The following is a 13337-nucleotide window of genomic DNA, read 5'->3' as shown; positions in this document are numbered from 1 at the left end:
AAAATGAAACTGAATTTCTCTTTATACCGCTACAACCCAGATGTTGATCAGAAACCATACATGAAGGATTACATCCTTGAAGTAGAAGAAGGTTCTGACATGATGCTTTTGGATGCGCTAATTCTTCTGAAAGAACAAGACCCATCGATTGCATTTAGACGTTCTTGCCGTGAAGGTGTTTGTGGTTCAGATGGTCTTAACATGAATGGTAAGAATGGTTTGGCGTGTATTACTTCGCTATCAGCGCTTACGGGGCAAGATAAAATTGTCATCCGTCCGCTGCCAGGCTTACCTGTTGTTCGTGACCTAATTGTAGACATGACACAGTTCTACGATAACTATGAAAAAGTGAAACCTTTCTTAGTGACAGAAGGTAGTGTACCTCCTGCTCGTGAAAACTTACAAAGCCCTGATGAGCGTGCGCATTTAGATGGTTTGTATGAATGTATCATGTGTGCATGTTGTACTACATCATGCCCATCGTTCTGGTGGAACCCTGATAAATTTATAGGTCCTGCTGGTCTACTTGCCGCTTACCGTTGGTTAATTGATAGCCGCGATACAGCAACAGATGAACGTCTGTCAGATCTTGATGATGCATTTAGCGTTTTTCGTTGCCATGGCATCATGAACTGTGTAAGTGTTTGTCCTAAGGGACTAAATCCAACGAAAGCAATTGGTCATATAAAATCCATGCTTGTAAATCGTTCGGTTTAAAATAACAAAAATTGCCGCCCTTGAAGTTTTGGGGCGGCCTTTTAATAGCTCGGCATTGACCGATGCAAATGTGAAACTACAGGTTAAGGGAAATTATGCACAACGGCGTGATGAAGGCATGGCTCGAGTCTTCACACTTGGCTGGCGCCAATGCAACTTATGTAGAAGAAATCTACGAACTGTATCTAAGTGACCCAGACTTGGTAAGTGATGAGTGGAAACGTGTATTTGAAGACTTGCCTGTGCAAGCTTCTGAAGTGGTTGAACAACCGCATTCACGTGTTCGCGAATACTTCCGACGACTCGCTCAAGAAACAAAGCATTACAACGTCCAAGTTAGTGATCCTGATGTCGATGCGAAACAAGTAAAAGTACTGCAACTAATCAATGCTTATCGATTCCGAGGGCATCAAGCTGCAAATCTAGATCCGCTAGGTTTATGGGAACGAGGAACAGTTGCTGAACTGGACCCTGCATTCCACAACCTAACCGAAGATGACTTCAATGAAACGTTTAACGTTGGTTCTTTTGCCATAGGGCAAGAGACAATGGTGCTAAAGGACTTATATAAAGCTCTTAAGCAAACGTATTGTGGTTCAATCGGTGCAGAATACATGCACATGACTAACACAGAGCAAAAACGTTGGATTCAACAACGTTTAGAGTCTGTTTCTGGTCAACCATCATTCAATCATGAAGAAAAACAAGCATTCCTAGAAGAGCTAACTGCTGCTGAAGGGCTTGAACGCTATTTGGGTGCTAAGTTCCCAGGTGCAAAACGTTTCTCTCTTGAAGGTGGCGATGCGCTTGTTCCAATGACGAAAGAAATTATTCGTCATGCTGGTGGACAAGGTATGCGTGAAGTTGTAGTCGGAATGGCCCACCGTGGTCGTTTGAACATGCTTGTTAACGTGCTTGGTAAAAAACCACAAGACTTATTTGATGAGTTTGCTGGTAAGAAGCATGATGACACATGGGGTACTGGTGATGTTAAATACCACCAAGGCTTCTCTGCTGACTTTGCAACACCAGGTGGCAATGTCCACTTAGCGCTTGCATTTAACCCGTCTCACTTAGAAATTGTAAACCCTGTAGTTATCGGTTCAGTTCGTGCTCGTCAAGACCGCCTTGATGATAAAGACGGTAGCAGCGTACTTCCTATAACAATTCATGGTGATTCCGCAATTGCAGGGCAAGGCGTTGTTCAAGAGACGTTTAACATGTCTCAAGCACGTGGCTTCTGCGTTGGTGGTACAGTTCGTATCGTCGTGAATAACCAAGTTGGTTTCACTACATCTAATCCTCGTGATACACGTTCTACTATGTACTGTACTGATATCGCGAAGATGGTACAGGCTCCAATTTTCCACGTAAATGCTGATGACCCAGAAGCGGTTGCTTTTGTGGCTCGTATTGCACTGGATTACCGTAATACATTCAAACGTGACGTAGTTATTGACCTAGTTTGTTACCGCCGTCATGGTCACAATGAAGCTGATGAGCCGAATGCAACTCAGCCTCTAATGTACCAAAAAATCAAAAAACACCCGACGCCTCGTAAGCTTTATGCTGATGTGCTAATTGATCGTGGTGAGTTTGACATTGAAACGGCAACGCAATTAGTTAATGAGTATCGTGATGCTCTTGACCACGGTGAAGTGGTTGTAAAAGAGTGGCGCCCAATGGCTCTTCATTCTGTTGACTGGTCTCCTTACCTAGGACACGACTGGAATATTGAATGGGATAACGAAGTTGCAATTGATCGTCTAAAAGAGCTGGGTACTAAGCTATGCCAATATCCAGATAGCCATAAACTGCAAAGCCGTGTTAACAAGCTTTATAACGACCGAACTGCAATGATCAATGGTGAAAAGCAGATCGATTGGGGTATGGCTGAAACATTAGCGTATGCAACATTGGTTGATGATGGTAAACGTATCCGTATTTCTGGCCAAGATTCAGGCCGTGGTACGTTCTTCCACCGTCACTCTGTTCTTCATAACCAAACAGATGCAAGCACTTATGTTCCACTAGCTAATATTCATGATAAACAAGGTCCATTCCAAGTCTTTGACTCGGTATTATCTGAAGAAGCGGTATTAGCATTTGAATACGGCTATGCAACAGCCGAACCAGGTGGTTTAACCCTGTGGGAAGCTCAGTTTGGTGACTTTGCGAACGGCGCTCAGGTTGTTATTGACCAGTTTATTTCATCAGGTGAGCAGAAGTGGGCACGTTTATGTGGTCTGACTATGCTGCTTCCTCATGGTTATGAAGGTCAAGGTCCAGAGCACTCTTCAGCTCGGCTAGAGCGTTACTTGCAGTTATGTGCTGAACAGAACATGCAAGTAGTTGTTCCATCTACACCGGCTCAGGTTTATCACATGATTCGCCGTCAGGTTGTAAGACCGATGCGTCGTCCATTGATTGTGATGTCTCCTAAATCTCTGCTACGTCATCCATTATGTACGTCTTCACTTGAAGATCTTGCGCAAGGCACTTTCCAACCAGCAATTGCTGAAGTTGATGACCTAGCTCCTGAGAATGTGAAACGCGTAGTGTTCTGTTCTGGTAAGGTTTATTTTGACCTACTAGAGCAACGTCGTAAGAATGAGCAAGATGATGTGGCCATTGTACGTATTGAGCAAATTTACCCGTTCCCAACAGAAGATGTTGAAGCGGCAATTGCACAATATACAAATGTAGAAGACTACGTTTGGTGTCAAGAAGAGCCTCAGAACCAAGGTGCTTGGTACTCTAGCCAACATAACTTCCGTGCTGCTATCCCAGCCGGTGCTGATCTTAAGTATGCAGGTCGTGCTGCTTCAGCATCGCCAGCTGTTGGCTATATGTCAGTACACTTGAAACAACAAAAAGCGTTAATTGAAGACGCTCTGACCCTACTTAAGAACTAGAAGTAAAAGGAAGATACAGATATGACAATTGAAATTCTGGTTCCAGATTTACCTGAATCAGTGGCTGACGCGACAGTTGCAACTTGGCATAAAAAACCTGGTGAAGCTGTAGCTCGTGATGAAGTCATTGTAGATATCGAAACAGATAAAGTAGTTCTAGAAGTACCAGCGCCTGAAGCTGGTGTTCTAGAAGCTATTATTGAAGAAGAAGGCGCAACGGTTCTTTCTAAGCAGCTGATTGCTAAAATCAAGCCTGGTGCTGTTGCAGGTGAGCCGACTAAAGATACAACTGAAGAAACTGAGTCATCTCCTGATAAGCGCCACAAAGCAGCACTTACTGAAGAAAGTAACGATGCGCTTAGTCCAGCGGTTCGTCGTCTTCTAGGTGAACATAACCTTGAAGCGTCACAGGTTAAAGGTACTGGTGTTGGCGGTCGTATTACCCGTGAAGATATTGATGCTCACTTAGCTGCTGCGAAATCTGCACCAGCAGCAAAAGAAGAGCCAATTCAAGCACTAGCGACAGCTCGTAGCCAAAAACGAGTACCAATGACTCGTCTTCGTAAAACGGTAGCTAATCGTCTGCTTGAAGCGAAAAACAGCACGGCTATGCTAACAACGTTTAACGAAGTAAACATGAAGCCAATCATGGATCTTCGTAAGCAATACAAAGACCAGTTTGAAGAACGCCACGGTACACGTTTAGGCTTTATGTCTTTCTATGTGAAAGCGGTAACTGAAGCTCTAAAACGTTTCCCAGAAGTAAATGCTTCTATCGATGGAACTGACATTGTTTACCATAACTACTTCGACATCAGCATGGCTGTTTCTACACCTCGTGGTCTAGTAACTCCTGTACTGAAAGATTGTGACACGCTTGGTTTTGCTGATATCGAGAAAGGTATTAAAGAGCTAGCAATTAAAGGCCGCGATGGTAAGTTAACCGTTGATGAGCTAATTGGTGGTAACTTTACTATCACTAATGGTGGTGTTTTCGGCTCATTGATGTCTACGCCAATCATTAACCCGCCTCAAGCGGCAATTCTTGGTATGCACAAAATCCAAGAGCGTCCAATGGCAGTAAATGGTCAAGTTGAAATTCTACCAATGATGTACCTTGCGCTTTCTTATGACCACCGTTTGATTGATGGTCGTGAGTCAGTTGGCTTCTTGGTAACGATTAAAGAACTTCTAGAAGATCCAGCTCGATTACTATTAGACGTATAAAGTAATACTGAATGAGAAGCTGCCTTGTAGCTTCTCATTTTTATAAATTGGGAAGCTCACTCCTGATTTATTGCTCATCAATTTTTGATAAGCATTTTAGAAGCACCCTACGAAATAGACGCAGTTAAGCTGATGTCTGATGGAAATAATAAATCCCTTCAGGGATAAACAAATGGAATAACAAAATGAATTTGCATGAATATCAAGCAAAGCAGTTATTTGCAGAATTCGGTTTGCCTGTACCAGAAGGCTTCGCATGTGACACAGCTCAAGAAGCATTTGAAGCCGCGGGTCGAATCAGCACAGCTAAGAAAGTCGTTAAGTGTCAGGTTCACGCAGGTGGTCGCGGTAAAGCGGGCGGTGTTGAATTGCATGATACTAAAGAAGGCGTTAAAGAGTTTGCACAAAAGTGGCTAGGTAAAAACCTAGTGACTTACCAAACAGACGCGAATGGTCAACCTGTAACAAAGATCCTAGTTGAAGAAGCATCAAATATTGCTAATGAACTTTACCTAGGCGCTGTTGTTGACCGTGCTACTCGTAAAATTGTATTCATGGCGTCGACTGAAGGCGGTGTGGACATTGAGAAAATTGCTGAAGAAACGCCTGAGTTGATTCATCAATCAGCGATCGATCCTCTAGTCGGTCCTCAAGCTTACCAAGGTCGTGAACTTGCGTTCAAACTTGGTCTAGTTGGCGATCAAATTAAACAGTTCGTTAAGATTTTTATGGGTCTTGGTGAAATGTTCTCTCAGTACGACTTAGCTCTACTAGAAATCAACCCGCTTGTAATTACTGGCGAAGGTAACCTTCTTTGTCTTGATGGCAAAATCAACATTGACTCAAACGCAATGTACCGTCAGCCAAAGCTTCGTGAAATGCATGATCCTTCACAAGAAGACGAGCGCGAAGCACACGCAGCGCAGTGGGAACTGAACTACGTAGCACTAGATGGCAACGTTGGCTGTATGGTTAACGGTGCAGGTCTTGCAATGGGTACGATGGATATCGTAAACCTGCATGGCGGCAAGCCAGCAAACTTCCTTGATGTAGGCGGCGGCGCGACGAAAGAGCGTGTAGCTGAAGCATTCAAGATCATCCTTTCTGATGACAATGTTAAAGCAGTACTAGTTAACATCTTCGGTGGTATTGTTCGTTGTGACATGATCGCTGAAGGTATTATTGGTGCGGTTAAAGAAGTAGGCGTAACAGTTCCTGTAGTTGTTCGTCTTGAAGGTACAAACGCAGACCTAGGTCGCGAAGTACTTGCTAATTCTGACGTTGATATCATTGCAGCTGAATCTCTAACAGATGCTGCTCAGAAAGTTGTTGCTGCTGCGGAGGCTAAATAATGTCTGTATTAATTAACAAAGACACTAAAGTAATCTGTCAGGGTTTCACTGGCGGTCAAGGTACATTCCACTCTGAGCAAGCTATCGCATACGGTACGCAGATGGTCGGTGGTGTATCACCTGGTAAAGGTGGTCAAACTCACCTAGGTCTTCCTGTATTCAACACAGTACGTGAAGCGGTTGAAGTAACTGGCGCAACAGCTACAGTTATCTACGTACCAGCTCCGTTCTGTAAAGATGCAATCCTAGAAGCGATTGACGCAGGTATCGAGCTGATTGTAACGATTACTGAAGGTATTCCTACAACAGATATGATCGACGTTAAAGTGAAGCTAGAAGAAACTGGCGTTCGCATGATCGGTCCTAACTGTCCAGGTCTTATCACTCCTGATGAGTGTAAGATTGGTATTATGCCTGGTCATATCCACAAGAAGGGTAAAGTAGGCATCGTATCTCGTTCAGGTACTCTGACTTACGAAGCAGTTAAGCAAACAACAGATGAAGGCTTTGGTCAGTCTACATGTGTTGGTATCGGTGGTGACCCTATTCCTGGTTCAAACTTCATTGATATCCTAAAACTTTTCCAAGAAGATCCAGAAACTGAAGCAATCGTAATGATTGGTGAGATCGGTGGTACTGCGGAAGAAGAAGCTGCTGAGTTCATTAAAGCGAACGTAACTAAGCCAGTTGTTTCTTACATTGCAGGTGTTACTGCTCCTCCTGGTAAACGTATGGGCCATGCTGGTGCAATTATTTCTGGCGGTAAAGGTACTGCTGAAGATAAATTTGCAGCACTAGAAGCTGCAGGCGTTAAGACTGTTAAATCTCTTGCTGACATCGGCAAAGGTCTACGTGAAATCACCGGTTGGTAATCAGCTGGCTTTTATCGAGTAGATAGAAGTGAATTGAACGATATAAAAAGGCTTGGTCATTGACCAGGCCTTTTTTATGTTTCCAAGAAACAAGTTCGAATTGCTAAGCGCGGCTTTTAGCCAATTGCGACAGAATAAACATTGCAGCAGCGCTGATAACCACGGAAGGACCCGCTGGAGTGTCATAGAACCAAGACAGGCTTAACCCACCAAACACAGCTATAGAACCGATAACTGATGCCAGAAATGCCATCTGCTCAGGTGTGCTCGAGAACTTCCTTGCAGTTGCTGCAGGAATAATCAGTAATGATGTCATGATCAACGCACCAACAAACTTCATACCAACAGCGATCACAATACCTACAAGTAGCATTAGAATAAGACGCATCAAATCAATATTGATGCCATCAACTGCAGCCAGATCTTCATTAACAGTCGTTGATAATAGTGGTCGCCAAAATATAAAAAGCACCAAGCTAATTACTGCTACACCTGTATAGATAAAGACTAAGTCCGTTGGCGATACTGCCAGCAAGTCGCCAAATAAGTAACTCATTAGGTCGACGCGAACGTTATCTAAGAAGCTAACTGCGACAAGACCCAAAGAAAGCGCGCTGTGTGCCAATATACCAAGTAAAGTATCGGTCGCGACCAATTTTTGTTTTTGTAAGGTTACGAGTAATACTGCAAGCATTAAGCAGCAAATCAGAAGCGCAAAGTACAAATTAATATTGAACAAAAAGCCAAGGGCTAGGCCCATCAAGGACGCGTGAGCAAGCGTGTCACCGAAGTAAGCCATTTTACGCCACACTACGAACGAACCCAGCGGACCAGCAATAAGAGCGATGCCTAAGCCTGCAAGAATAGAAGGTAAAAGAAACTCAAGCATTATTGATGGTGTCCGTGTTTGTGGTTAGAGCAGTCATGCACATCTCCAGGTACAGGTTGACCTGCCAAGTCGTGGTGATGGTGTTCATGTTGGTGGTGGTAGAAAGCCAAGCTCTCTTGAACCGCTGTACCAAATAAAGCGATATATGAAGGGTGCTGTTTGATGTCAGCAGGTGCGCCTGAACAACAAATGTGGTGATGTAAACAGATTACATCATCGGTTTTAGCCATGACCAAATGCAAATCGTGGGAAACCATAAAAACCCCGCACCCAAAGCGATGTCGAAGAGTATCTATTAGGTCATATAAATCAATTTGCCCTTGTACATCAACACCTTGAGCTGGTTCATCAAGCACTAGTAGGTCAGGTCTTTTTAGTAATGCTTTAGCGATCAGTACTCGTTGGTTTTCACCTCCAGACAGCTGGTGCATATTGTTTTTAAGCAGATGCTCCGCGCCAACGAGTCTCAACGCCTCTAGAATTTCTTGAGGGCTGTATTTTCCTGTTAATCTTAAAAAACGTTCTACATTTAACGGTAGCGAATCGTTAAGTTTCAGCTTTTGAGGAACATATCCAATTCTAAGCTTATTCTTACGGCTCATCTTTCCTTGGTATTTATTTTGAAGACCGAGTAGTACTTTTACTAAGGTAGATTTACCAGCACCATTGGGACCAATTAAAGTTGTGATACGCCCGCGTTGGATATCTAGGGAGATATTGTCCAGCACTTTACGGCCGTCAAATTCCACACTTACCGCATCTAATTGGATTAAGGTATCCATGAATAGAACTCATTTGCAATTAACTAATGTTATAATGTAACATTTGAAACTTACCTACGCTACTTTTCTATTATAGAGGCACCATGTTTCGTTCAATTATACTCTTAGTTACTTCACTTTTACTCCCCACAGTAGCGAATGCTAGTACCATCTTGACTAGTTTTAAGCCGATTCAAATGATCGTAGTAGAATTAACACTGGGGGTGAGTGAGCCTGATGTTTTAATGAATAGTAACGCGTCACCACATGATTATGCTTTGAAGCCTTCCGATGTAAAAAAAATCCAGCAAGCTGATATGGTTATTTGGTTTGGTCGTGATTTAGAGACATCTTTTGTTAAGGTACTTGAAGGGAAAAGTAATGTTCTTACCATTAGTGAAATCCCTAACTTAAAATTAAGGGAATTTGGAAGCGAAGATCATGATGCTCACGAAGGGCATGATCATGGAAGCCATGACCCTCATTTTTGGCTAGGTATTGATCAAGTGAAAGTGGCTGCTCAATATATTTCTTCTGAGTTAATTAAACTTGATCCCGAGAATACTAGTCAATACAAAGATAATCTAAGCCAGTTTATTACGAATTTAGATGAAAAAAAGCGATCTATTGTTGAGCAGTTGAACCCTGTAAAAGATACTGGGTATTATGTTTTTCATGATGCGTATGGCTATTTTGAAGAAGATTTTGGCTTGAATAATTTAGGTTACTTTACTGTCAGTCCTGAACGAAAACCTGGAGCAAAAACCCTAATTACAATCAGAAATACCCTTAAACGAGACAATGTCCAATGTGTTTTCTCTGAACCACAATTTACCCCAGCAGTGATAGCATCAGTGACTCGAGGAAGCCAAGCGACCGAAGGTCAGTTGGATCCTGTAGGCTCAACTATTGATGTGAAACCTGGTAGTTATTTTGATTTTCTTCAACAACTTACTCAAAGCTATACTGATTGTTTAGGTAAGAAATAAGTATATTAAATGTCGTAAATACCGCTTTGTTGCGGTATTTACGTGATCCCCTAGATAAAAAGACTTCCGCATTCATAAACCTGCTTTTTCCTAGAACATTTTCAGCTAGAATGATTAGATAATTATTAGTATAAAAAATGTCTACTATCAATTGTAGTGCATAATAGATTCTTCTTGCTGTTTAGGGTTTAAAGTTGTTCCATTATTTAATTCGAGTATTCATATTACTGAGTACTTCATTTAATGCTTTCGCGTTAAATACTTCTCCAACTGTTTTTTATCCTTTGCCGATTCAGGTGCAAGGAAACTTCCTTGCGGCTAAAAATCTTTACTTAGGTGAAGGCGGCGGCTTATGGATTCATGATGTTCATGGCAAAGTTCAGTTTTATGATGGGGTGAATTTACTACCAAGGAAAGGAAGTTTACTGCCTTTTTCTTCAGATAATATTGCCTTTCATAAAGGTGAATTTTGGACTTTTTTTGACAACGAAGTCTATCGTCACACTCCAGGGCAAGAAAGTGCATTAGCCTTCAGTTTGAGTCCAGGCTCTGTGATTACTAACATAGGCACCTCAAATGGTTATATTTGGGTGACGGATGATACGAACTTTTATACATACAGTGTTCATTCTGAAGGGTTTGAAACTTACTCTCTCCTAAGTTTATATCAGCACAATAAGCGAAGTGATATTCAAATCAATGATGCAATTAAAGTGCTATCTAAGTGGGTGCTAGCAACAAGTTCTGGTGTTTACTTATCAAATGAAGATGAATTTAATCATATATCGCCTTCGGGGAAGAATTATGTCGAAAAGCTGTATTTTTCTAGTACTCGGCGCGAGCTAGTTATTGGAACGTTAAAAGGTATCATCATAATAAAAGTTGGGGAGGGGAATCAGCCAATTAAAAAGGTTCGTGGGTCACACGTTCTTTCGCTTGCTGAAACTTCGGATGCTTATTGGGTGGGAACTGAGCATGGATTATTCAGTTATGACTTTTTTTCTGGAGATATTACTCGATTTCAAAAGTCACCCAATGAAGATTTTGCGTTACCCGGAGAGAAAATCTATTCATTAATTAACGATACATATGGCGGAATGTGGATTGCTACCAACAATGGAATTAGGTACTTCTCACTGTTTAGCAAAACATTTTCCCGAACTCCTTTGAAAGGGAAAGGAATGCAATCTAGCGATATTATCGTGAACAAACTGCATGTAGAAACCCCAACCAGTTATTGGGTCGCTTCTTCTTCTGGAGTTTACTTTATTGAAGAAAATAGCACTCCTAAATTAGTGTATTCGGGCAATGTTTCGGACTTTTACTTTAATAAAAATAAAATGTGGTTGGCGACAGATTCGGGGTTAGTTTCAATTGATAAGCTAACATTTGAACGTGTTATGTTGCCGAATAACTTACGTCATTTAACTATTCAGAATATTGCTTTTAGCCATGATAAGACGGTGTGGATGACATCGGGGCAAGATTTATATGCGTTAAACCTTGTCACCGGACGATTAAAAAATTACGGTTCAGATTGGTTAGTGGACAAATACCTACCTGCTAAAATTACCGAATTAACAGCCAGTGAGAGCGAAAGTGTATACATTGGTACCGATCATGGTTTTTATACTTTTTCTAACGAATCTATAAAGTTCAATAAACCGAGTGGACGTTTTGGTAATATTGTCGACATTGTAAATGCGGCTGATGGTTCGCAGTGGTTTGCCAGTAGCTATGGTTTGTACCGTATGCCTTTTGAAGGTTCCTTCCTTGAAGGTGTGCCATTAGTTGAAGACAACATTAATCCACGCTGTTTGATATCAGACACTAACGGTATTTGGTTGGGGTCTTCAAAAGGACTGAGCTATTACAACTTAGATGGTGAACTCCTTAGGCATATAGGAGCCCCCTTTGGCTTAGTCGCTAATGAGATTGCTGTAGGAGCTTGCTCTTCATTTTACGATGAGGGGCAAAAGTCGATGTCACTATTATTAGGCTCAAAACATGGTGTAATCAAAACTTTATCGGCAGAGCTGCTGGTTTCAAATCCCCCTCAAAGTCGTGTTCTTTTAAGCCGCATAAGTGTTGATCAAGAAACTGTATCTATAGGTGGGAAGCAGGTGGTATTAGAGCCATTCACGTATGGTACATCAATCAGCTTTAAACTAGGTGTCCTTCCAACACCGTTTATTCACTCTTTAGAGTATCGTTTAAGTGAGAAAGAGCCTTGGGCTGAATTCGAAGGAGGTTTGCTGACTTTAGAGCACTTATTGCCAGGTAGTTATACCTTACAAGTCCGCCCCATAGAGGACTCTCATTACCATTTTGATACGATTATTCAGTCTTTTTCCGTATCTGAACCTTGGTATTTCACGCGTTTAGCTGCTTTTGCAAGTTTACTCCTATTTATTGGTATTATTACTATTTGTGTTTTTTGGCGTTCTAGGTTTGTCACTTATGCAAATAAACAGTTAAAAGCCCAGGTAGCTTTGAAAACAGACCAGTTAAGGCATCAAAGCCGAATATTACTAGCAACTAATCAGCAACTTAAGAAGCAGCTGCAAGTAAAGAACGTATTGGTAGAAAGTGTTGCAGACTCACTATCGACACAGGTTAATGAAGTTGTACATCAACTACCTAGCTGGGAAGGTAACCCCAATCAAACGCCTATTATTAATTTAAAAAATGGCTTAGAGCAGCTAAAAAATAGCCCTGAAAGAGCAAGCAGCTCAATGTTTGGATGCGACATTATCCTTATTTTTGAATCTGTTCTGAAAGCTTGGCAAGCTGATTTACTTAAGGCTGGTATTAATCTAGATATAAAAGTAGACACGACCTATAGGCACATTGAGTTGCACTATTTTAATCTTGATATACTTTTCAATAGTTTGATATCAAGCATAATAAAACGCAGCTTCAAATCCCAAACAATGAAAGTTTGGATTGAAGAAGAAAATGAAAAGTTAGTCATTACAATCATTGATAATGGTTCTCCATTGTCCAAGCTCTCAAATAGCCATCTAGAAAATGAGGCTAACCCTATCCCTGACCTCAACATCGAAAAGTTGCCGCTCTTAATAAAGCAAAGCGGTGGGGATTTTGAGATGTTCACATCTGAAGCTCAAAATAAAGTGAGGCTTTCTTGGGGTATTGATTTTTCAACTCTACAGAAGGTTGTGGCAAGCACTCTTGAGCAAGTCACCAGAGATAACGTTAATGCTAGTGATCTTGAAGTGGATAAATTGAGTCCAGAAGAAGAATGGAAACATAAAGTCTATCTTCTTATTTGTGAGCATTATTCTGATCCTGAATTTGGAACAGCTGCCGCGGCTAAGAGTTTATTCATGTCAGAAAGAAGCCTTCAGCGACGTTTTAAGTCTGCTTATCAGCGAACATTTAATGAGTATCTGAATGAGGTACGTTTAGAAAAAGCATGCGAGAGGTTATTAGCTGGTGGAAAAATATCAGAAGTCGCTTTCGATTCAGGCTTTAATGACCCTTCTTATTTTAGTCAGAAATTCAAACATCACTTTGGAGTGTCTCCCTCTAAGTTCTCTGAAAATTCCGATTAGTTTTCTAACGCTAATTAAGCCCATAAATAAGCCTCAGCCA

The 13337-nt window shown here is 41.6% G+C and carries 9 protein-coding genes; 7 read left to right on the top strand and 2 right to left on the bottom strand.

Annotation, left to right across the window (positions count from 1 at the left end):
- Window positions 1-3: 3 nt before the first annotated feature.
- The 5 genes from L4C37_RS18265 (at window position 4) to sucD (ending at window position 7083) form a co-directional block, all read left to right on the top strand.
- A complete protein-coding gene (locus tag L4C37_RS18265; protein ID WP_137374745.1) occupies window positions 4-717 on the top strand; it encodes a succinate dehydrogenase iron-sulfur subunit in 714 nt (237 codons plus the stop codon).
- 95 nt (window positions 718-812) lie between these two features.
- Window positions 813-3632 (top strand): 2-oxoglutarate dehydrogenase E1 component, encoded by a 2820-nt coding sequence (gene sucA / locus L4C37_RS18260; protein ID WP_137374744.1) that lies wholly within the window; start codon window positions 813-815, stop codon window positions 3630-3632.
- Window positions 3633-3653: 21 nt separating this feature from the next.
- Entirely contained in the window at window positions 3654-4859 is a 1206-nt protein-coding gene (gene odhB, locus L4C37_RS18255; protein WP_429769380.1) for a 2-oxoglutarate dehydrogenase complex dihydrolipoyllysine-residue succinyltransferase, read from the top strand.
- 185 nt (window positions 4860-5044) lie between these two features.
- Complete coding sequence (gene sucC / locus L4C37_RS18250; protein WP_273294320.1) at window positions 5045-6211, top strand: ADP-forming succinate--CoA ligase subunit beta; 1167 nt, start codon at window positions 5045-5047, stop codon at window positions 6209-6211.
- Window positions 6211-7083, top strand: a complete 873-nt coding sequence (sucD, locus tag L4C37_RS18245) for a succinate--CoA ligase subunit alpha (protein ID WP_137374741.1) — start codon at window positions 6211-6213, stop codon at window positions 7081-7083. The genes sucC and sucD overlap by 1 nt, the downstream gene beginning before the upstream one ends.
- A 103-nt stretch (window positions 7084-7186) precedes the next feature.
- Here the strand turns inward: sucD and znuB are convergent, their stop codons facing one another.
- Window positions 7187-7972, bottom strand: a complete 786-nt coding sequence (znuB, locus tag L4C37_RS18240) for a zinc ABC transporter permease subunit ZnuB (protein WP_137374740.1) — start codon at window positions 7970-7972, stop codon at window positions 7187-7189.
- Window positions 7972-8754, bottom strand: coding sequence for a zinc ABC transporter ATP-binding protein ZnuC (gene znuC / locus L4C37_RS18235; RefSeq protein WP_137374739.1), 783 nt, complete (start codon window positions 8752-8754; stop codon window positions 7972-7974). Before znuC ends, znuB begins: the two co-directional genes overlap by 1 nt.
- Before the next feature lie 83 nt (window positions 8755-8837).
- Between znuC and znuA the strand changes: the two genes are divergently transcribed.
- Together znuA and L4C37_RS18225 are read left to right on the top strand one after the other, a co-directional pair.
- Window positions 8838-9722 (top strand): zinc ABC transporter substrate-binding protein ZnuA, encoded by an 885-nt coding sequence (gene znuA / locus L4C37_RS18230; RefSeq protein WP_429769379.1) that lies wholly within the window; start codon window positions 8838-8840, stop codon window positions 9720-9722.
- Window positions 9723-9949: 227 nt separating this feature from the next.
- Entirely contained in the window at window positions 9950-13297 is a 3348-nt protein-coding gene (locus L4C37_RS18225) for an AraC family transcriptional regulator (protein WP_429769399.1), read from the top strand.
- Window positions 13298-13337 lie beyond the last annotated feature (40 nt).

The organism is Vibrio kagoshimensis, from assembly GCF_050337535.1.
In the GTDB taxonomy this organism is placed as follows: Bacteria; Pseudomonadota; Gammaproteobacteria; order Enterobacterales; family Vibrionaceae; genus Vibrio; species Vibrio gallaecicus.
Note: the sequence above shows the minus strand (reverse complement) of the source record. Positions and strands in the feature narration are given on the sequence as shown.